Origin of the sequence: Hirschia baltica ATCC 49814, from assembly GCF_000023785.1 — a bacterium.
Classification (GTDB): Bacteria; Pseudomonadota; Alphaproteobacteria; order Caulobacterales; family Hyphomonadaceae; genus Hirschia; species Hirschia baltica.
This window is the reverse complement of the sequence record NC_012982.1, coordinates 1,158,795-1,180,121: the sequence shown is the minus strand read 5'-3', so window position 1 is coordinate 1,180,121 and position 21,327 is coordinate 1,158,795. Positions and strand designations below refer to the sequence as shown.

The following is a 21,327-nucleotide window of genomic DNA, read 5'->3' as shown; positions in this document are numbered from 1 at the left end:
AACCGACACGTATAAGCATTCATGATACAAGAAATAAGCATTGAATCAAAAACGTTTTAAATTGAGCCTTGCACCAACACGCTCAGACAGTTAAACCGTCCAACAATTTGCCCATACGAGCCTAGGCTTGTGTGAGAGCATTTATTTTGTAGTGCGCCGAAAAGACCCCAAGGACCGACCTCCATGCCTAAACGTACCGATATTAAATCCATCCTAGTTATCGGCGCAGGCCCAATCGTTATTGGGCAGGCTTGTGAATTTGATTATTCCGGTGTTCAGGCCATCAAAGCTCTTAAAGAAGAAGGCTACCGGATCATTCTGGTAAACTCCAACCCCGCAACAATCATGACAGACCCAGAACTTGCGGATGCCACATATATAGAGCCCATCACCCCTGAATTCGTCGCTAAAATAATCGCCATAGAGCGCCCAGATGCAGTTTTGCCAACAATGGGCGGACAGACAGCACTCAACACAGCCCTAGCACTTGATAAAGACGGCACACTTGAAAAATACAATGTCGAGCTGATCGGTGCCAAAGCAGATGCCATCGAAAAAGCTGAAGACCGCGAAAAATTCCAAGTCGCGATGAACAATATTGGCCTTGAAAACCCTAAATCCGTTATCGTTTCCGCACCTAAGACAGTTGATGCAAATGGCAATGAAACAGGTAAAGACATTTTAGGCGGCCTTAAAGAATGTTTTGATGCACTGGATGAGATTGGTCTTCCAGCCATTATTCGCCCTGCCTTCACCTTGGGTGGTACAGGCGGCGGTGTTGCCAACAACCGCGAAGAATACGAGCACTTCTGTCGCTCAGGTATGGAAGCTTCCCCAACAGGCCAGATCCTGATTGATGAAAGTCTTCTTGGTTGGAAAGAATATGAGATGGAAGTTGTTCGCGACACTGCGGACAATTGTATCATTATCTGTTCTATCGAAAACATTGACCCAATGGGTGTGCACACCGGTGATTCGATCACTGTTGCCCCAGCCCTCACTCTGACAGACAAAGAATACCAAATCATGCGGAATGCTTCGATTGCAGTTCTGCGTGAAATCGGTGTTGAAACGGGTGGTTCAAACGTACAATTCGCTGTTCACCCAGAAACAGGTCGCCTTGTTGTCATCGAGATGAACCCACGTGTAAGCCGTTCTTCAGCCCTCGCTTCTAAAGCTACAGGTTTCCCGATTGCAAAAGTTGCTGCCAAACTAGCCGTTGGTTACACGCTAGATGAACTCGACAATGACATTACTGGCGTCACACCAGCATCATTTGAACCAACAATCGATTATGTCGTCACAAAAATTCCGCGCTTTGCTTTTGAGAAATACAAAGGCGCAGACGAAATGCTTTCAACAAGCATGAAATCCGTTGGTGAAGCCATGGCCATTGGCCGGACATTCCAAGAAAGCTTCCAAAAAGCCCTACGTTCATTGGAAACAGGCTTTTGTGGCCTCAACGAAGTTGAGATCAAACGCCTTGGCAAAGGTGATGACCGCAATGTCATGCTGGCTGCTTGTAGCCAACCAACAAACAAGCGCCTGCTCGTGATCGCGCAATCCATCCGTAACGGTCTTTCAGTGGAAGATGCCGCCAAAGCGTCCGGCGTTGATTTATGGTTCCTGCGCCAGATTGCCGACCTTATCGAAACTGAAAAGAACATCCGCCGCGATGGTCTGCCAACAAATGCCGCTGATATGACGTTGATCAAATCCAAAGGCTTCTCCGATGAACGCCTTGGTATGCTGACTGGCAAATCAGAAACAGACGTGCGCGCTTATCGCCATTCTCTGGGTGTGCGCCCAGTCTATAAACGTATTGATACATGTGCTGCTGAATTTGCCGCTAAAACCCCTTACCTCTACTCAACCTATGAAACAGGTATGATGAATGAGGATGGCACACTGCTTCCAGCTGAATGTGAAGCCCTGCCATCAACACGCAAAAAAGCCATGATCCTTGGCGGTGGCCCAAACCGTATCGGGCAAGGTATCGAATTTGACTATTGTTGCTGTCACGCTGCTTTCGCCATGGAAGATCTGGGCATTGAAAGCATTATGGTCAATTGTAATCCTGAAACAGTGTCGACAGACTATGACACATCAGACCGCCTCTACTTTGAACCACTCACTCTCGAAGACGTGTCCGAGATTTGCCACATCGAGCAATCAACCGGTGAATTTGCAGGTGTGATCGTCCAGTTTGGTGGTCAAACACCCCTAAAATTGGCGCCTGGACTAAATGAGATGAAAGTTCCTATCCTTGGAACATCACCTGACGCGATTGACCTTGCTGAAGACCGTAAGCGTTTCTCAATTTTGCTTGATGAAATTGGCTTAAAGCAAGCACCATCAGGCATCGCAACGACAGTTGAAGAAGCCCTCGCCATTGCAGAGCGTGTTGGTTATCCAGTCATGGTACGCCCTTCCAATGTCTTGGGTGGACGCGCGATGGAAATCGCCCACGATATTACCGACCTTAAAGACTATGGCGCAAAAGCCATTGTGGCGTCTGAAGGCGGAAACCTCCTAGTCGACCGTTATTTATCTGATGCAATCGAAGTCGATGTCGACGCCATTTGCGATGGTGAAACCACCCACGTTGCCGGTATTATGCAGCACATTGAAGAAGCAGGTGTGCACTCAGGTGATTCGGCCTGTTCCATTCCGCCATACTCGCTTTCCCAGCCAATTCAGGATGAGTTAGCCCGTCAAGCTCGCGTTTTGGCCAGCGCGCTGAATGTAAAAGGTCTTATGAATGTGCAATTTGCCGTCAAAGATGATGAAATATTCGTCCTTGAAGCCAATCCACGTGCATCCAGAACGGTTCCTTTTGTCGCAAAAGCTGTGGGTAAACCCCTTGCTTCTATCGCTGCAAAAGTAATGGCAGAAGAAAAACTAGCCCAATTTGGACTAGGCGATGGACCAATTACACCACCTCGCATTGCCGTAAAGGAAGCCGTATTCCCATTCGCGCGCTTCACTGGCGTCGACCCGGCACTTGGTCCTGAAATGCGCTCAACCGGTGAAGTTATGGGGATTGCTGAGACATTTGATGCAGCATTCCTGAAATCTCAAATCGGTGCTGGTCACGATCTTCCACAAAGCGGAACTTGCTTCATCTCTGTGAAAAAGAATGACAAAGCAGCAGCGATCGAAACAGCTAAACAGCTGATAGATTTAGGCTTTTCAATTATTGCAACATCCGGCACAGCCCGTGATATGCAAGAAGAAGGCATAGATGTCAGCGTCGTGAATAAAGTTCTAGAAGGGCGTCCACACATCGTGGATAAAATTTCTGACGGAAAAGTTCAGCTTGTGATCAATACGACGGAAGGTGCACAATCCATGCTTGATTCTGCATCCATCCGACGCACAGCTCTTATTAAGGGCGTACCCTATTATACAACTATTTCTGGTGGGCATGCAGCAGTTAGGGCAATTCGTGTTCTTAAAGAACGCCCCCTTGAAGCTGCCTCACTTCAATCCTACTCTTGACCTTAGCGAAAGTTCGGTCGACCTTTCGTAAAGTTTCAATAACGGTATCTAACTAATGCAACGCATTCCTATGACAGCCCAAGGCCATCAGGCCTTGGAAGATGAACTTAAGCATTTGAAAACAGTCGCGCGCCCTGAAGTGATTCAGGCGATTGCGGTCGCACGCGAACATGGTGACTTATCTGAGAATGCTGAATATCACGCGGCAAAAGAAAGCCAGAGCCACATTGAAGGCCGTATTATCGAGCTGGACAGTAAGCTCGCGCGCGCTCAAGTTATCGACACGTCCAAATTATCTGGTGACAACATCAAATTTGGTGCCACGGTAACAGTTGTCGATGAAGACACCGAAGAAGAAGCGACTTACAAAATCGTTGGTGAAGACGAAGCCAATATTGCAGATGGTAAAATCTCGCTTTCCTCTCCTCTGGCGCGTGCCATGATAGGTAAAGAAGAAGGTGACATCGCAGAAGTAAGCGCACCTGGCGGTGCCAAGACTTACGAAATTCTCGACGTTAAATGGATCTAAAGCCATGATTTCCAGCGCGGCTGTCGGACCGTCTATCTGGGTTGTTTCCGATGGGCGCGCAGGAATTGAACGTCAAGCAGTCGCCATTGCGCAAGCATTGGGTGAATTGCACAGATGGGCAAACATCTCTCATATCAGATCAACAGCCCACAAGTCTGAACCAGTTCGCATATCACCTAAAGCACCTCAGCTTTGGTTGCCGCCCCAATTGTGGCTTGCGCCTTTAGCAGCCTTGCCCAAACCACAAAGAGACCAGCTTAAAGCGCCATGGCCTGATATCTGGATTGGGTCTGGTCGTCGGTCTGTGCCCTATTCGATGCGTGTCAAAAAATGGTCAAATGGCAAAACGCTAGTTGTCCAAACTCAAGACCCTAAAGTAAACCCGTCTCACTTTGATCTTGTGATCCCACCTGAACATGATCAGCTTGAAGGCTCCAATGTGCTTTCAACGATTGGCGCACCTGCCCATTTCTCGATGGGAGACCTAGAACAAGCCGCGCTCAATTTTGGTGATTTGATCGCTGAGCCGGGACGCAAAGCTGCTGTCATCATTGGCGGCACTTCCAAAACCCACACATTATCTGAAACGCGCGCCAAAGAATTAGAACAAGAATTACGCGGTTTAGCGGCGCAAGGCATCCGTATGTGGATTACGGTCTCTCGCCGCACCCCCGAACATGCGCGCATCCGCTTTCGCAATATGGCTGAAGAAGTTGGTGCACGCTTCTGGGAATCAGAAACAACCGATGGCCCCAATCCTTATTTGGCTTTCCTCTCAATGTCTGACCTAATCTTCGTCACCGAAGATTCAGCGAATATGATTTCTGAAGCCGCTTGGTTTGGAAAACCTGTCTATCTTCTAAAGCTTGTTGGAAAATCTGCCAAATTTGACCGCCTCCATCAAAGCTTTACCAAACAAGGCATTGCGCGCTGGTATGAAGGCAAAGTTGAACATTGGCCCACAGAGCCAGTCAGAGAAATCGACCGTGCCGCAGATGAAATTATAAAACGGCTATTGGAAAAACACCCCAAACCAAAATAAAATAGGCATAACAAGCCTGTATTGTGATGATATAACATTATAATACATTGTAATTATTAGGGTTTTCATTTCGTCCAAGATATAATACACAAATGCAATGACAGATAGCCACACTGACCATCATCACCACGACAAGCATGATCACGGTCACGACCATGATCACGGTCACGACCATGATCACGCTGCACACGCCTCTCAAAGCCGTATAGCTTGGGCATGCGCGCTAACAGCATCATTCATGATTGCTGAAATTATTGGCGGTGTAATTTCTGGTTCTTTAGCATTGCTGGCTGATGCCGCACATATGCTCACCGATTCTGCCAGCCTATTGCTTGCTTGGGTTGGTTTCTGGTTGGCCGCGAAGCCATCTGATGCAAAGCGTAGTTTTGGCTTTGGCCGGTTTCGCATTCTCGCCGCTTTTGCCAATGGTCTCACGCTGGTTCTACTTGCAGGTTGGATCGTCTTAGAAGCTATTCAACGCTTTATGGCTCCTGCTCCTATCCAGTCAGATATATTACTTGGCGTCGCCATTATTGGCCTGATCGTGAATATTATCGCCTTCTTCATTCTGCATGGCGGTGATGATCATTCACATGGTGATGTAAACCTTGAAGGCGCTCTATGGCATGTCGCCGGCGATATGCTGGGATCGATCGTTGCCATTATTGCGGCGATTGTCATCATCTATACCGGCTGGACACCCATCGACCCAATCTTATCCATGATTGTCGCAGTCATCATTGGCTATGGCGGCATTCGCGTGATCAAACGCTCAGGTCATATTCTTCTGGAAGGTGCACCAGAAAATTTCGATAAACAAAAATTGGTCAGTGATCTACTCGCCAATATTGAAGGCTTACAAAGCGTCCACCACATCCACGCATGGACGCTAACTGGGTCTGATAAGTTGGTGACCATGAATGTCTGCATTCAAGATGACGTCGACACAGCGACCACGCTTCAAGCTATTAAAACACGGCTGACGGAGCATCATCATATGAACCATGTTACAATTGAGCTCAGTCAATCTGAAAACGACACAGATTGCACACAAACTGCACACTCAGAGCACACTCACACTTAAAAACCATTGTAATTTCTCGATAGCAAAACGACATTTACGTCACATTGCATCGCGTATGATCACATTAGAATTGATATACAGTATTGATGGCTGTGTGACTTGCAATCTGGCTCTACTCCCCCTAAATCCGTTGATCTAAATTTACTATGTTTTGGCGCCCTGTTGGCGACGATTCCAAATGCCCCGCAGGAGCGAACCAAATGAGCAATACCGAGCACCGTTCACTGATCATCCTTGGATCAGGCCCTGCAGGATATACAGCTGCGATCTATGCTGCGCGCGCAATGCGTAAACCTATGCTAATTGCAGGTATGCAGCCTGGCGGTCAGCTAACAATCACAACCGAAGTTGAAAACTACCCTGGTTTTGCTGAAACCATTCAAGGCCCATGGCTGATGGAGCAAATGAAAGGGCAAGCTGAACATGTCGGGACTGAGATTGTCGAAGATCACATCAAATCAGTTGACCTGAACAACCGACCTTTCACACTGATTGGTGAAAGCGGAACAACATACACATGTGATGCATTGATCATTTCTACAGGTGCACAAGCTAAATGGCTTGGCCTTGATTCTGAAAAGAAATTTCAAGGATTTGGTGTATCTGCATGTGCCACATGTGATGGTTTCTTCTATCGCGGCAAAGAAGTCATTGTTGTTGGCGGCGGGAACACAGCGGTTGAAGAAGCACTCTTCCTCACCAATTTTGCATCCAAAGTCACATTGGTTCACCGCCGTGATAGCCTACGTGCAGAGCGCATCCTACAAGAGCGCTTGCTCAATCATGAGAAAGTGGAAGTTGTCTGGGATCACCAACTTGAAGAAGTTGTCGGTGATGAAAACCCACTTGGCGTCACAGGTGTAAAACTGAAAAATGTCAAAACAGGTGAAATCATAGACCGTGAAGCCCATGGTGTATTCATCGCCATTGGTCACGCACCGGCAACATCCCTATTTGACGGCCAACTTGAGATGAAACAAGGCGGCTATCTCATCACAGCCCCTGATTCGTCCAAAACATCCGTCCCCGGCGTTTATGCTGCTGGAGACGTAACAGATGACAAATTCCGCCAAGCCGTCACCGCTGCTGGAATGGGATGCATGGCAGCACTCGAATCTGATCATTTTCTTGCTGAATTAGAATTAAACAATAAATAATGCCCCGAAAAACGTGTTCGCTTTGACAATGATTTAAATCTTGGCATCTAGTAAATGCAGGATACGAATCACTAAGGTCTGCTTCAAAGGGACTCACAATGGTACAATCTATGGACTGGGATAAGCTCAAATCCTTCCATGCTGCGGCAGAAACTGGCAGTCTCACGGCTGCTGGGGAACGATTAGGTATTTCTCAATCGGCTGTTTCACGTCAGATTGCCTCTCTGGAAGAAGCGTTGCAAAATTCGCTTTTCCAAAGACATGCTCGTGGTCTAATTCTTACTGAAGCAGGTAGAATACTTCACCGCGCAACCGCTGAAATGGCATCCTCTGCCCGTACAGCCGAGTCCGCACTGAACGACACCGGAGACACACCGCAAGGCCAGCTTCATGTCACGGCACCTGTTGCTTTTGGATCTTTCTGGCTCGCACCGCGTATCCATAAATTTGCTGACATGTATCCGCGTATGCGCATCAAATTATCGCTTGATGACCGTGAGTTTGATTTGCTCACGCTTGAAGCTGAATGTGCGATTCGTTTATGGGCTGCCAACAAAGCTGACCTCATACAACGCAAACTCGTGACCGTTCGCACAAGCCTTTATGCCTCAGAAGAATACCTCGCTAACAATGGTACACCTGAACGTGCAGAAGATTTAGATCGTCACCGCATTATTTCATTCGGTGAGGACGCAGAACAAATGAAAGCGATGAATTGGGCACAGCGTGTTGGCCGCGATGATCGCCCCGAACGCGAGCCCGCTCTGCAAATCAACAATGTGAATGGAATGATGCGTGCTGTCCGCTCTGGTCTAGGCATTGCTGACCTTCCCGAATATATGGTGTCGAAGGAATTTGGACTGAAAAAAGTTCTTCCAGAACTAACCGGTCCAACATTTGATCTTTACTTCATCTATCCTGCGGATTTGAAACGTTCTCGCCGTATTAGTATTTTTAGAGACTTCATAACTTCAGAGCTAAAAGCCGACCGCCAACAGGTCAAATAAGCCCTTTACCTTAAGTCACACACAGAAGATATTGAAATTTAATGTATTTATTTCACAAAATGCATATGTTCAATCTGATCATAAACTATTGATATTCTATAAAAAATTTAAACATATGCAATACTGCATAACACCAATGATGAATTGTTGCTTGTTTGCCACACTTTAATATGATTATGTTAACGCAAGCAAAACGGCCTCACTTGCTACCCAATTCGAAGCGCTAGCCGCTTCTTGGGCGTTTCCTCCCCGAGGCACACCTTATATAGCCGCGCTTTTTAGCGTGGCTTTTTTTTGTCTAAAACATAAAATCTCTCTATCAGACCTTTGAATTATCGACCTTCAAAGTCTCCACTCAATCTGACCTATCCAGATAGCTATGCATTTTCACACTACAGCACTACCCAAACAATGCTTGTATGCATTGCTTGATAATGTATAAATAACCCAAGCGAGAATGCCTCCCTTGCTACCCAATTTGAAGCGCTAGTCGCTTTTGGGCGTTTCCTCCCCCCGAGGCACACCTTTTATAGCCGCGCTTTTTAGCGCGGCTTTTTTTTGCTGTTATTTTTTCATTAGTCGCCACAACTTGGCATCTTGCCGTTATTGAGCGCTGCAAGATCAATCTTCTGCTCCTTAACAAAGGTGAAGTAATCTTTTTCCTCTGATGGTTTTAAATAGATTTTCACCGCCATTTTTTGGAATGGGTTTGAACCAACCTCCAAACACCCCTGCGTTGTCACACTTAGACTAAAACTATTTTTTTCTTGCTGTGAACTCACCTTATCGTTCGCATTCCTGTCCTGCTCGACAATATTGGAAAACGCATCTCTAAACGCCAACACGCGATCATTATCTTTCTCCGCAAAAGATAATCCGTAAACATCAAAACCAGATAGCATTTGCCCATGTAGAAATGGGGAGACTGGCTTGGAAGTAACAACCATATCAAATGTTTCAGAGATATTCTCTTGAGTTCGTCCATTATAAAGATTGGCCACCAGCTTTACATCGCCATCCTCAACTCGAAACCCCTCCTCTATTCGAACGGCAATTTTTGCTTTTGAAAAATCAAATGTCTGAGGGTTCAATGCTGCTAACTTGGGAAAATTAGTAATCGGAATTGTGGAACAAGCTGAAATCACAGAGATTAAGCACGCGAATTTTAGTATTTTGAGGTAATTTTTCATAGACACAAATCCATATTTATATGATAATAAATTATCGTAAAACATGAATTTTTATAAATTGAAAGTTAAATGAGTCAGATACACATACTGCCAAACTCCTCACGCAATATCTGTACAGTCTGTAAATGGCTAACAATAGTGGGTGCCCTAGCGCTCGGGCTTCAACTTATTTTCGGCAATGGTCTGGATGAAATTGTAAACAAGCATTGGAATATGCTTTCGCTAGAAATTCGAGAGAATACCACTTATTCCAACCCCAAAAAAATTGCCGTTTTTGCTCTCGCCAGCTTAGACTTTATTGGAATGTATCTACTCGCTTTTGCGATTTGGCGTATCTTCAACTCGCTCGTAAAGCACGGCCCATTTTCCATAGACATTTCAAAAGCATTGTCATTTATGGGGTTGGCGATAATCATCGCCTCGCTATTGAACATAATCGCGCCGACATTGATGGCTCTCGCGATAACATATGATAACCCGCCGCAAATGCATGTGCTGACAATCCAATTATCAGCTGGTGCGATATCAATGCTATTTATTGGAATTGTAATTAGAATACTTGGAAAAATTATGCTGCAAGCATCTCATATTGCTGATGAAAACCGGCAGTTTGTTTGATGACCATCATAGTAAGACTAGATGTCATGCTCGCATTGCGGAAAATGAAATCAAAAGAATTAGCTCAAGAAATAGGTATTTCCGAACAAAACCTCTCCCTACTCAGGCAGGGAAAGGTCAAAGGTGTTCGCTTTGAAACGCTAGATAAGATTTGTGAGATACTCGATTGCAAACCGGGTGATCTTATCGACCGTGAATAAACCTTAAGCGATGTGTGAGCGCAGCATCCATGCTGCTTTCTCGCTTGCGGCTGCTCGCTGTGTCATGAGATCAGCTGTTGCATCATCATCTTTATCACCGGCAAGTTTCAGTGCATCACGCGCTGCGCGTACGACAGTCTCATTGTCTGCCACCAGATTGGCAATCATGTCATTTGCAGATGGAATTGCTGTATCTTGTTTGATGCCAGAGCGCTCATATATTTCACTGACTGCTGGTGCGTACAATCCAAGTGAACGAATTCGTTCTGCAATCTCATCCAGCGCAGCCCATAATTCAGTATATTGAAGCTCAAACATGGCGTGATAGGCAGAGAATTGAGGCCCTTCTACATTCCAGTGATAATTGTGCGTTTTCATGTACAACGCATATGTATCTGCAAGCACCTGACTTAAGGCATCCGCGATTGCTGTCCGGTCGTCTTTTGAGATTCCGATATCCATTTTCAATCCACCTATAATAATTTTATTTAGAACTATTCTAAATTAGTGCGATATTCTACATATTCAAGTATCATTCATAGATTAATCGGCGCTATTCTTCTATTGGGCGTTTTGTCCATACAGCAAGTTCATTGCCCACAGGGTCAAGAAAATGAAACCGCTTTCCGCCCGGAAATTCATGATGTTCAGTTACGGTGCCACCAGCTTCCAAAACTGATTTCTCAGTCGCCTCTAATGCCTCCATGTCTTTAGCGAGAAGTATAACAAGCGTCCCGCCCCGCACTGGCTTATCTTTAGACTTGCGAAATCCACCCTCAAGGCCAGCATTCGAAAAAGCGAGATATTCCTCCCCCCATTCTTCAAATTCCCATCCGAAAACAGATCCATAAAATGCCATGACACTGGAAAAATCGCTCGCGACAAATTCAATATAATCTATGTTCATGTTATATCCGCTTTTGTTTATGATTTGATCTAGCCAACATTTACCACAACAAACAAATTTGAAGAAGGCTATTCATGGCGAGTAAAGCATATAAATGCTCATTCACTCATTCTGGTTTCAGCCAAAGTTGAAGTTTGCGTTGAATGAAGTCTTTTTCAATCTGATTTTTTGTAAATGGCACTGCTTTTTCCAACAATTGTGATGCCTCTTCTCGCCGACCAGAACGATAAAACAAATCAGCTTTAGCCAGAAGGAATGAGATATGGTTTTGCATGTCGCTATTGAAATCTAACTCCGTCAGCATTTCCAAAGCCGCCGCGACAGAATACGCATAAGACACTGCTAAGGCGTGATTTATTTTCACAACCGAATTCGGCTGCAATTTATAAAGCAGCGCATACAGCGCTGCGATCTGTTGCCAATCCGTGCTTTCCCAGTCGACCGCCTCGCCATGAAGCGCGCTAATACATGCCTGTAATTGATAAGGACCAATGGTTTGCAAAGCCAAAGCTTGCTTTAATACATGGCGGCCTTCTTCAAATTTGGATTTGTCCCAAAGTTTACGGTCTTGAAATTCCAAAGCCACCATATGGCCCTGCTTATCAATCCTCGCAAACCGGCGCGCATCATGCAAAAGCAACAAAGCATACAGACCCGCAACTTCAGCCTCTTCTGGCAATAACTGCATTAAAATACGGGCAAGACGAATTGCTTCATCAATCAAATCGACCCGTGTCAGCGCATCACCAGAACTAGCCGCATAACCTTCATTGAAAATCAGATAAATGACGGCCAGCACCCCTCGCAATCGCGATGGCATCATCTGTTGATCAGGTATCCTGTATGGAATACCGGCCAATTTGATCTTTTTCTTCGCCCTTACCAGTCGCTGCGCCATCGCTGTGGGCGTATCTAAAAATGCGCGTGCAATTTCTTCGGTTTTTAACCCGCCAATTGTGCGCAATGTGAGCGCCACTCGCGTTTTTTCTTCTAGCGCTGGATGGCAGCAAGTGAAGATCATTTCCAACCGTTCGTCGGGAATGATTGATGTGCTTGAAATTGCCTGATCCAACAAGGTCATCTGAGTGAGATATTGCAAGTCCGCTTGCTTGTTTTCAAATGTCTTGAGACGCCTTAGTCGATCTATTGCTTTGCGGTGTGAAACCGAAATCAACCACGCTGCGGGCGATTTCGGTATCCCGTTCTTCTTCCAGTGCTTCAATGCAGCTTCTACAGCATCTTGCAAGCTGTCTTCAGCTAATTGGATATCTCCCACGTTTTTTGTCACGCAGGAAAGTATGCGCCCCCATTCCTCTTTCACGATCTTTTCGATGGTCTGATCCAGAGTATAAGGAGGCAGCATATGAAACGTTTCCGTTTTTTATTAAATGCAGAATTCTATTCAAACACCATAATTGGTCGCACTTCTACACGGCCATATCGCGCTGTTGGAATTTTGGCAGCATATTCCAATGCTTCATCCAAATCCTTACATTCGAGCAGATAATAACCACCCAATTGCTCTTTGGTTTCGGCAAATGGACCATCCATTATTTCAGCTTTACCATTCTCCATTGTGACAGTGCTAGCTGTTGCCACTGGCTCCAATGCGTTTGCGTTGACCAAAACACCATTCTGCGCGCAAAGAGCGCTAAATGTTTCATAATCCTGCATATAAGCACCAAACTCAGGTGTACCAGGCTGAGGGTCTTTACCTTCTGTTCCATAAATCAAACATAGAAACTGCATGTCGTTCTCCATAAAATGACGCAAGGTCATCAAAACCTTACATACACTAGACGAACGGCAAATGCCCAAATCGACATAGAAGAAAAAATAACTGCAAAATAAATTTTACGGTTTCAAACCATATCGCTTTATCTTGTCGCCACTAATGTCAGACCAAAACCCACAAACAGGCTGCCAATCACACGGCGTAGATATTTCAAACGCTGCGAACTTTGGAAAAATGGACGGATATATTCTCCCATATACGCGATAGCATAATGCACAATGAAACACATAAAAGCATAGGTCGTCGCCATAATAGCAGATTGAAGCCACAAGCTAGACTCAGCCTGCATAAAAGCTGGAAACATCGCCCCCATAATTACGATAGCTTTGGGATTAGTAATACTGAGAATAAAAGATGTGCGAAACAAGCTCACCTCATCGGGAGCAATCTCACCGCCTTCTGCAGCAATAAAATTGCCAGTTGCACGCCAGGATTTAATACCAAGCCAAACCAGATAAGCCCCACCGACGATTTTGACCATTGTAAACGCAAACGCAGAAGCCTGCATTAATCCACCTAGCCCATACCCGATGCAAAGTCCCAAAACGACCAACCCAATGGCATTCGCACTACCAGAAATAATCGCAGCACGACGACCAAAACGGATCACGTTAGAAATTGTAAGAAAGACTGCTGGCCCAGGACTTACACCGGCCATAAAACACAAAAAGGCAAATACAAGCCACGTTTCTAATGACACTTACAACGCTCCAACATGGTGAGAAAACCACTGCCTACACCTAAGAAAGATGGATTGTCAAAGCGGCGCAAAATCATCTGTTTTGGGGAGTGCATTGACAGCATCCAACAACATTTGCGGCGGTACAATAACCTTGCGCGTATTTAAATCCATCCAAACGACCATTGAGCGTACTTCAGCCGTTATCGTGCCATCGAGCGCACTAAAGCGATTGACGATCACATAGCGCGTATCTTTAGAATTTACACCAGCCCACATGAGCTCGATTTTAAACTTATCAAGCATGTGCATTTCGCGCCGATACGATAAATTATCATTGAGCGCGACCGGCCCGACTTCAAGCTCCTTCATCGCTTTGGCACCAAACCCATATTGCTCAAAATAAACAATCCGGCTGTATGTCGCAAAATCCATATAGGCTGTGTTGGCCATATGCCCATTCGCATCAAGGTCACGCCATGTTACCTGAAAATCAAATAAATTGGTTTTGTCCATAATCTGGCTCCCTGTCATGCACGATGTCTTGATATTTGGCCTATTCTAGACGTCACGTCCATCATGCCCTAGCGGCAGATTAGCCCATCTATCGCCCCGCAGATTGACGCACTTAAGCCAGCCTGCCATTGAACACGCTTAACTTCTCCTAAAAAAGGTCCCCCGATGAGCGAATTACCACCCTGCCCAAAATGTGAATCAATTTACACATATGAAGACGGTGCACTCCTCATCTGCCCAGAATGTGCGCATGAATGGTCCGCAGCTGAAACCGCTGAAGATACCGCCGAAAAAGTCTATAAAGATGCCAATGGCACCATCCTTCAGGACGGCGATGCGGTCACAGTGATCAAAGACCTAAAAGTCAAAGGCTCATCTCTTGTTGTAAAGGTCGGCACCAAGGTGAAATCTATCCGGCTCATAGATGGCGATCATGACATTGATTGTAAAATTGATGGTATCGGGCCAATGCAACTCAAAACTCAGTTCGTGAAGAAGATTTAGCGTAGAATTTCATCTGAAGAAAAATATTTACCACGACACCCTACACATTAAAAAGCCGCCCCATTACTGAGGCGGCTTTCTTATTTTCGATAATGATAACTGAGAGTTATTTCAAACCAGCACAGAAACGTTGAATACGCTTACCAGCTTCTTGCAATGCTTCAGTTGATGTCGCGTAAGAGATACGGAAAGCTGGTGAGAGACCAAAGGCTTCTCCGTGCACCACAGCGACCATTTCTTCTTCGAGCAAAGCACCAGCAAAATCCTGATCAGATTGGATAAGCTTGCCGCCAGCGGATGTCTTACCCATAGCTGCTTCACAGCTTGGATATACATAGAAAGCACCTTCTGGTGTCGGGCATTTCAAAATACCAGAACAATCATTTAGCAAAGCCACCATCATGTCACGACGCTCAACAAAGACTGCATTGCGCTCGGCGATAAAGTCTTGCGGGCCATTAAGCGCTTCAACAGAGGCATATTGAGAGATTGAACACGGGTTGGATGTTGTCTGTGTCATCACATTACGCATGCTCTTAATCAGGCTTTCAGGCCCAGCAGCATACCCGATACGCCATCCAGTCATTGCATATGATTTAGACACACCATTCATAGTCAATGTACGGTCATAAAGCTCAGGACAAACTTGCGCGATCGTGTAGAATTTAAAGCCATCATAGACGAGATGCTCATACATATCATCTGTCAAAATCCACACATGTGGATGACGCAACAAAACCTCACCCAAAGCTATCAGCTCATCTTTTGTGTAAGCTGCTCCTGATGGGTTTGATGGTGAATTTAGCACCAACCATTTGGTTTTGGGTGTGATCGCCGCTTCCAGCGCTTCTGGCTTTAATTTGTAATTGTCAGATGCTTTTGCTTCAGCAAATACTGGTTTTGCACCGCACAGGATCGCCATATCAGGGTATGAAACCCAATATGGTGTTGGGATCACAACTTCATCGCCAGGGTTCAGCGTCGCCACAAAAGCGTTATAGATAATAGGCTTACCACCGGGCGACACGTTTACTTGTGCTGGTGTGTAATCAAGCTCATTGTCGCGCTTGAATTTTGCACAAATCGCTTCTTTCAGCTCGGGGATACCATCAACGGCAGTGTATTTTGTGTGACCAGCATTAATCGCTGTAATTGCGGCTGCTTTAATATTGTCTGGCGTATCAAAATCAGGCTCTCCGGCACCAAGACCAATAACATCATGGCCCGCTGCTTTAAGCTCGCGCGCTTTAGACGTCACAGCAATTGTTGCTGACGGTTTTACGGCTTTTAGGGCTTCAGATATTGGTGCAGTCGACATGAGAGGTGATCCTTTCGCGGCTCACGGACAATTTAGAGAAATATCTCCAAATGCGGTCTGGAAATTAAGACTACTCCATTCCACAACCAGCCCATGATGAAAAGACGCAATGGTGTCACATTTAGGAAAATTCATCTAAAAAAATGGGTATAATTCGACTTCAATGCAACAAACTACGTAAATTTGCATTCATTGACGAATTTTACATGTCTTCAGGATCAGTTTGCACAGGTTGTTCTTTACGCCGTTCTTTACCTGTCCAACGCCCACCATCTTTACGGCGACGATCTGGTCCATAATAAAATGCAGTTTTCACAAACTGGCGTCGGTTATTCACAACAGCCGCTAACTTCTTCCAAGCTTGATCGGCAGATACAGGCTTTGCAAGGATCTCATCCACACCAGAATCAACAAGCAATTTCAACACTGAGCGGCGTGTATCAGCCGTACAAGCAATAATCGGAACATGCTGAGATGGACTATCAGGCGCACGCCGCAACATACCAGCAAATTCAGCCCCCGTCAGACCATCAAGATGATGATCCACGATGATTGCATCAATATCTTTATCACCAACCTGCTTAAAAGCATCTTCGGCATTGTCGGCTTCATGAACGGTACGAATACCAAACGCCAGCAATATCCCCCGCCACAACAATCGCATGTTGCGGTGGTCGTCCAAAACGAGAATAGAAATGTTTGCTAGCTTATTCGCCACGTTATAGACTCGATATCAAAAAAATGTGCACTTTTCTTTAAACATATCAGATAGCAACCGATTAATGTTAATAAAAAATGTCGCTTTATTCAGACTCTGCAAATTTCTTTTAATAAAATTGAGATTCGCAATCTTGGAAAGAGAACACGCTCAATTTAAAGTTACAAGCCTAATCAAGAAGACAGTCGTCAGGCATGTATACGCGTCGCTCTTGATCACCCACATAAGGAGAAGCACGACGACGGCGGTCTGGACCAGAATATTTCCCTAGCCTCACAAATGTACGACGACGATTCACAAGCATACACATTTTCTGCCAAGCTTGTTCAGCAGACACTGGTTTTGCGAGTATTTCATCCACTCCAGCATCAATCCATTTGCGCAATACTTTAGGGCGGGAATCGCCAGAACATGCAATTACAGGGATGTGTGGGGCTGGGCTATCAGCGCCCCTGCGCAGCATGCCGACAAACTCAGCGCCGGTGAGGCCATCGAGGTGAAAATCGACGATAAGTATATCGATAAAATTACTCCGCAAAACTTCAAGAGCTTCATACGCATCTTTCGCCTCATATACTGAACGTATGCCAAACCCCATAAGCATAGAACGCCATAAACTGCGCATATTCTTATGATCATCCAGAATCAAAACTTTGACGTTTCCCAAACGGTTCATGCGCTTGCCCTTATCAATTCTCTCTTCTCACCCAAGTCTCACCCAAGGAGATTTCCACCTATTAAAGCACAGTATGATTAGGGTCTGATTTTTAGGATTGAACCAATCTATGGGATTGATGGAATAAGCTATTAACTATAATTATCTGCCGCTTGGCATATTCTCACTTACATAAAACCCAACACCGCCCCTATATTGTTCTTATGACCGACTCATTGCCTGAAAAGCCAATTCACACACCCGCACCCAAAGATGCGCCCCCTAAAACGGGTGTTAAAATTGATGCGCCATCGCCTGCATCGCAGCCTTTTGAGAAGGGGCGAATATCGGGCGTAGATGTCATAAAAAACCATTTAAAACATCTGCCTAGCAAATCCGGTGTTTATCGCATGTATGGCATTGATGGTGATCTTCTATATGTGGGGAAAGCTAAAAGCTTGAAAAACCGCGTTGCCAATTATGCAAAGCTTGGCGGCCATACCCAGCGCATTGCACGCATGATTTCGCTCACCCGCAGCATGGAATTTGTCGTCACTGAAAGCGAAACAGAAGCATTATTGCTTGAAGCAAGCCTGATTAAAAAACTCAAACCGCGTTTCAACATATTATTGCGCGATGATAAGAGTTTTCCTTACATACTTATCCGCCGAGATCATGATGCGCCGCAAATTTTAAAGCATCGCGGGGCGAAAAAGACCAAGGGTGAGTATTTTGGCCCGTTTGCATCTGGTTATGCGGTCAATGAAACGTTGGATATCTTGCAAAAAGCTTTCTTGCTGCGCACTTGTTCCGACAGCGTGTATGAAGGGCGTTCGCGGGCGTGTATGCAGCACCAGATTAAGCGCTGTTCAGCCCCCTGCGTTGATATAATTTCTAAGAAAGATTACAATGATTTAGCCGATCAAGCCGCGCAATTTCTCAATGGCAAAGTCAACACCCTACAAGAAGACATGGCCAAAGAAATGGAGGCGGCATCTCAAGACATGGAATTTGAGAAAGCTGCTATCCTGCGTGATAGGATAAGAGCGCTTGCGGCTGTGCGGGCATCTCAGAGTATTAATCCGGCAAATCTCAATGAAGCAGACATTTTTGGCATTGAAACCAAGGCCGGACAGACATGTGTGCAGGCTTTTTTCTTTCGTGCGGGACAAAACTGGGGTGCGACCGCATATTATCCCCGTCATGATGTGGATGATACGCCGGAAGAAATCCTCGCGGCTTTTCTTGTACAGTTTTACGATAATCGCCCCGTCCCTAGGCTCATTCTAACGTCTGTTGAGCTTGATCAAGCCAAATTTATTGCCGAGGCGCTGGAATTACGCACGGATTATAAAGTCTATATCCACAAACCTTCGCGCGGTGAAAAACTTGGCTTTGTTAAACAAGCCCACACCAATGCCCGCGAAGCGCTTGCGCGTAAATTGGCGCAAACGCAGAGCCAAGGCAAAATTCTAAGCGCTGTGCAAAAGGTGTTTGATTTAGACGAGCCGCCCAAGCGTATTGAGGTTTATGATAACTCTCACATTCAGGGCAGCAATGCTGTTGGCGGCATGATTGTCGCCAATTCTGAAGGCTTTGATAAATCCAGCTATCGAAAGTTCAATATCAAAGACACTGAGATAGAACCCGGCGATGATTATGGCATGATGCGCGAAGTGATGCGCCGCCGTTTTGCGCGCCTTAAAAAAGAAGCAGCGGGGCGCGAAACCAAACCCGACACTTGGCCCGATTTGGTGCTAATTGATGGTGGTTTAGGCCAGCTTTCAGCTGTGATAGAAGCCATTGGCGAGGTGGGTTTTGGGCCCAACGACCTGAATTTAATAGCGATTGCCAAAGGGCCAGACCGCAATGCAGGCCGCGAGCAATTTTTCAGGCCCAACCGTGCCCCTTTCCAATTGCCGATCAATGATCCAGCGCTTTATTATCTTCAACGATTACGCGATGAAGCCCACCGCTGGGCCATTGGCGCACACCGCGCCAAACGCAGCGCTGATATTGTGAAAAACCCGCTAGATGAAATTGGTGGCATTGGTCCATCGCGCAAAAAAGCATTGCTACATCATTTTGGCAGCGCAAAAGGTGTCTCGAATGCGAAACTAAAAGACCTTGAAGGCGTTGATGGTGTATCTGCCGCGCTTGCGCAGAAAATATATGATTATTTCCAGAATTGAGTTTTGCCCCGAATAGAGGTTTACCCAGAATAGAGATTTGCCCCGAATAGAGATTTGCTATGTCGTCCACGCTCAATATCCGCCTCGCCGCCCCTAAAGATCACGCGCGCATCTGGGAAATTTTAGAGCCAGTCCTCAGCGCTGGCGAGACTTATGCCCTGCCTTCCGATTGGAGCAAGGACGAGGCGCTGGATTATTGGTGCAATGATGATCGGCATACATTCGTCGCTGAATGTGACGGTGTTATACTGGGGACATATTATCTTAAAACCAATGCAATGGGCGGACTTTCCCACATCGCCAATTGTGGATATGTCACCGGCTATAAGGCCCAAGGGCGCGGTGTCGCCTCCCAAATGTGTGAGCATTCTCTGTTAAAGGCCTGTGAGCTTGGTTATAAGGCAATGCAGTATAATTGTGTCGTTGCTACCAATTCAGGTGCGATTCGCTTATGGCAAAGATGGGGCTTTGATATTGTCGGCACACTTCCCAAAGCTTTCGCCCACCCCACCCAAGGCATGGTCGACGCGCATGTGATGTTTAAGAGCTTGGTTTAGGGTAAAAGATAGGAACTGACCCTTTCCAGCCCATCCTGAATGTATGCAGCTTGGTGATCTAACAGACCAAAAGCAAACGTTCTATTCACAATAACTACATCCAACCCAAACGGATCAATCGCACTCAAAGGCATCTCTGCAACATACCCAAACGGATTAGCGCCGCCATTTAACCTAATCGGGTCAGTATCCAGATAACGTCCAAGTGTAGGATCATAGTCGCGCCAATGGTTTTGCAGGAGGCCTGTTTCAAACGGCTCTACTCCCTTAATTCAACCCACTGATTTATTTACTTTATCAATAGCGGGCTGCTGTGCCCCCGTTACGAGAAGTAAATCCTATAATATCAAAAAACTCATTGAATGATTGCGTTTTCTTTATGAGATTTGCACGCCGCCGATCAAAACCTATTCCGGGCATCAATCTACGTAATCTTTGGGCCGTCATCTCTTGAGCTTCTTCTAGAGTAACCTGCCTTACAAAGGTCAGGTCAAATTCCACCTCTGCAAACTTTTTGAATTCTAAAACAAGCACATGATGCCAAGGCATCCAAGTTTTCACAGTACGAATATTTTCAGTATGGAAATATCGTAATTCCGCATCTATATATTCATAAGCCTGAATAGTTCCATCCACGACAGCTGTTTTATAACATGTTTGCAGGTCTTTGATATTTGCATATCCTTCTACATTTGCACCTTGACCAAGGGCAATTACAGGAAATGTTAATTGCATTTTTTATTCTCCAGATGCTCCCCCAAAAACATCGCCAGTAGCACTACCCGCTTGGAATGATTTTGGGACACCAGCACCCAATCGCTTATAAAAATTGAATTTAGAATGAATACTATGATGAATTGGTTTAGGAATTGAATTCAGATTAAATGGGTGGTTTTTGATGGAATTAGATACATGCTTTCCCCAATCATTTCTTGGAATTGCCCAGTGATGTAAATCATTTGAACTCGGTATATTTTGAGCTCTTCTAGTTCTTTGACTGACGGCATTCCATCTTTTAGACGTCGCGACATTTAGGCATTTCTTACCCTGTACAGAATGGCGCAATCCACCGCTTACAAATTTAGTACCCAGAGTTGCTGCTGTTCCTCCACCAAGCCCTCCAAGGGCACCTAATAAACCGGACTTCACGACTTGACT

At 45.6% G+C, this 21,327-nt stretch carries 24 protein-coding genes; 11 read left to right on the top strand and 13 right to left on the bottom strand.

The genetic code is table 11. The annotated features are described in order from the left end of the window. The first annotated feature begins 183 nt into the window (after positions 1-183). From carB to HBAL_RS05520, 6 genes are all read left to right on the top strand, one after another. Positions 184-3,501: a carbamoyl-phosphate synthase large subunit gene (carB, locus tag HBAL_RS05545; protein ID WP_015826951.1), complete on the top strand. Its 3,318-nt coding sequence runs from the start codon at positions 184-186 to the stop codon at positions 3,499-3,501. A 55-nt stretch (positions 3,502-3,556) separates the two neighbouring features. Further along, complete coding sequence (gene greA / locus HBAL_RS05540; protein ID WP_015826950.1) at positions 3,557-4,030, top strand: transcription elongation factor GreA; 474 nt, start codon at positions 3,557-3,559, stop codon at positions 4,028-4,030. 4 nt (positions 4,031-4,034) lie between these two features. After that, entirely contained in the window at positions 4,035-5,072 is a 1,038-nt protein-coding gene (locus HBAL_RS05535; protein WP_015826949.1) for a mitochondrial fission ELM1 family protein, read from the top strand. A gap of 97 nt (positions 5,073-5,169) precedes the next feature. Then, positions 5,170-6,156 carry a cation diffusion facilitator family transporter gene (locus HBAL_RS05530; RefSeq protein WP_015826948.1) on the top strand — a complete coding sequence of 329 codons (987 nt, stop codon included), beginning with the start codon at positions 5,170-5,172 and terminating at the stop codon, positions 6,154-6,156. A gap of 200 nt (positions 6,157-6,356) precedes the next feature. Next, complete coding sequence (gene trxB / locus HBAL_RS05525) at positions 6,357-7,313, top strand: thioredoxin-disulfide reductase (protein ID WP_015826947.1); 957 nt, start codon at positions 6,357-6,359, stop codon at positions 7,311-7,313. Positions 7,314-7,411: 98 nt separating this feature from the next. Further along, a complete protein-coding gene (locus tag HBAL_RS05520) occupies positions 7,412-8,320 on the top strand; it encodes a LysR family transcriptional regulator (protein ID WP_015826946.1) in 909 nt (302 codons plus the stop codon). 575 nt (positions 8,321-8,895) lie between these two features. On the opposite strand, the gene HBAL_RS05515 is transcribed toward HBAL_RS05520, so the two are convergent. Further along, positions 8,896-9,510: a hypothetical protein gene (locus HBAL_RS05515; RefSeq protein ID WP_015826945.1), complete on the bottom strand. Its 615-nt coding sequence runs from the start codon at positions 9,508-9,510 to the stop codon at positions 8,896-8,898. Positions 9,511-9,579: 69 nt separating this feature from the next. Between HBAL_RS05515 and HBAL_RS05510 the strand changes: the two genes are divergently transcribed. Next, positions 9,580-10,128 carry a DUF2975 domain-containing protein gene (locus HBAL_RS05510; protein WP_015826944.1) on the top strand — a complete coding sequence of 183 codons (549 nt, stop codon included), beginning with the start codon at positions 9,580-9,582 and terminating at the stop codon, positions 10,126-10,128. Continuing rightward, positions 10,128-10,328 (top strand): helix-turn-helix domain-containing protein, encoded by a 201-nt coding sequence (locus HBAL_RS05505; protein ID WP_015826943.1) that lies wholly within the window; start codon positions 10,128-10,130, stop codon positions 10,326-10,328. Before HBAL_RS05510 ends, HBAL_RS05505 begins: the two co-directional genes overlap by 1 nt. A 3-nt stretch (positions 10,329-10,331) precedes the next feature. Here the strand turns inward: HBAL_RS05505 and HBAL_RS05500 are convergent, their stop codons facing one another. From HBAL_RS05500 to HBAL_RS05475, 6 genes are all read right to left on the bottom strand, one after another. Next, entirely contained in the window at positions 10,332-10,796 is a 465-nt protein-coding gene (locus HBAL_RS05500; RefSeq protein WP_407635705.1) for a Dps family protein, read from the bottom strand. An 85-nt stretch (positions 10,797-10,881) separates the two neighbouring features. Next, positions 10,882-11,235, bottom strand: coding sequence for a VOC family protein (locus tag HBAL_RS05495; protein ID WP_015826941.1), 354 nt, complete (start codon positions 11,233-11,235; stop codon positions 10,882-10,884). Positions 11,236-11,341: 106 nt separating this feature from the next. Beyond that, a complete protein-coding gene (locus HBAL_RS05490) occupies positions 11,342-12,598 on the bottom strand; it encodes an RNA polymerase sigma factor (protein ID WP_015826940.1) in 1,257 nt (418 codons plus the stop codon). Positions 12,599-12,633: 35 nt separating this feature from the next. Continuing rightward, positions 12,634-12,984: a YciI family protein gene (locus HBAL_RS05485; protein WP_015826939.1), complete on the bottom strand. Its 351-nt coding sequence runs from the start codon at positions 12,982-12,984 to the stop codon at positions 12,634-12,636. Between the two features lie 128 nt (positions 12,985-13,112). Further along, complete coding sequence (locus tag HBAL_RS05480; protein ID WP_015826938.1) at positions 13,113-13,730, bottom strand: LysE family translocator; 618 nt, start codon at positions 13,728-13,730, stop codon at positions 13,113-13,115. 57 nt (positions 13,731-13,787) lie between these two features. Further along, positions 13,788-14,225: a thioesterase family protein gene (locus tag HBAL_RS05475; protein WP_015826937.1), complete on the bottom strand. Its 438-nt coding sequence runs from the start codon at positions 14,223-14,225 to the stop codon at positions 13,788-13,790. Between the two features lie 165 nt (positions 14,226-14,390). Between HBAL_RS05475 and HBAL_RS05470 the strand changes: the two genes are divergently transcribed. Beyond that, positions 14,391-14,729, top strand: coding sequence for a zinc ribbon domain-containing protein YjdM (locus HBAL_RS05470; protein ID WP_015826936.1), 339 nt, complete (start codon positions 14,391-14,393; stop codon positions 14,727-14,729). Between the two features lie 106 nt (positions 14,730-14,835). Here the strand turns inward: HBAL_RS05470 and HBAL_RS05465 are convergent, their stop codons facing one another. From HBAL_RS05465 to HBAL_RS05455, 3 genes are all read right to left on the bottom strand, one after another. Continuing rightward, positions 14,836-16,047 carry a pyridoxal phosphate-dependent aminotransferase gene (locus HBAL_RS05465; protein ID WP_015826935.1) on the bottom strand — a complete coding sequence of 404 codons (1,212 nt, stop codon included), beginning with the start codon at positions 16,045-16,047 and terminating at the stop codon, positions 14,836-14,838. Between the two features lie 202 nt (positions 16,048-16,249). Beyond that, positions 16,250-16,765 carry a response regulator gene (locus HBAL_RS05460; protein ID WP_015826934.1) on the bottom strand — a complete coding sequence of 172 codons (516 nt, stop codon included), beginning with the start codon at positions 16,763-16,765 and terminating at the stop codon, positions 16,250-16,252. A gap of 169 nt (positions 16,766-16,934) precedes the next feature. After that, on the bottom strand, positions 16,935-17,441 hold the full coding sequence (locus HBAL_RS05455) for a response regulator (protein WP_015826933.1): 507 nt from the start codon (positions 17,439-17,441) through the stop codon (positions 16,935-16,937). 203 nt (positions 17,442-17,644) lie between these two features. On the opposite strand from HBAL_RS05455, the gene uvrC reads away from it, so the two are divergent. Both uvrC and HBAL_RS05445 read left to right on the top strand, forming a co-directional pair. Further along, positions 17,645-19,612: an excinuclease ABC subunit UvrC gene (gene uvrC, locus HBAL_RS05450; RefSeq protein WP_015826932.1), complete on the top strand. Its 1,968-nt coding sequence runs from the start codon at positions 17,645-17,647 to the stop codon at positions 19,610-19,612. Between the two features lie 59 nt (positions 19,613-19,671). Continuing rightward, positions 19,672-20,169, top strand: coding sequence for a GNAT family N-acetyltransferase (locus HBAL_RS05445; RefSeq protein WP_015826931.1), 498 nt, complete (start codon positions 19,672-19,674; stop codon positions 20,167-20,169). Here HBAL_RS05445 and HBAL_RS17030 read toward each other — a convergent pair. The 3 genes from HBAL_RS17030 to HBAL_RS05435 are packed head-to-tail and all read right to left on the bottom strand — an operon-like array spanning position 20,166 to position 21,318. After that, a complete protein-coding gene (locus tag HBAL_RS17030; RefSeq protein WP_407635708.1) occupies positions 20,166-20,408 on the bottom strand; it encodes an RHS repeat-associated core domain-containing protein in 243 nt (80 codons plus the stop codon). The two genes, HBAL_RS05445 and HBAL_RS17030, sit on opposite strands and share 4 nt — an antisense overlap. Positions 20,409-20,466: 58 nt before the next feature. Beyond that, entirely contained in the window at positions 20,467-20,904 is a 438-nt protein-coding gene (locus HBAL_RS05440; protein ID WP_015826930.1) for a hypothetical protein, read from the bottom strand. Between the two features lie 3 nt (positions 20,905-20,907). After that, complete coding sequence (locus HBAL_RS05435) at positions 20,908-21,318, bottom strand: hypothetical protein (protein ID WP_041301420.1); 411 nt, start codon at positions 21,316-21,318, stop codon at positions 20,908-20,910. Positions 21,319-21,327 lie beyond the last annotated feature (9 nt).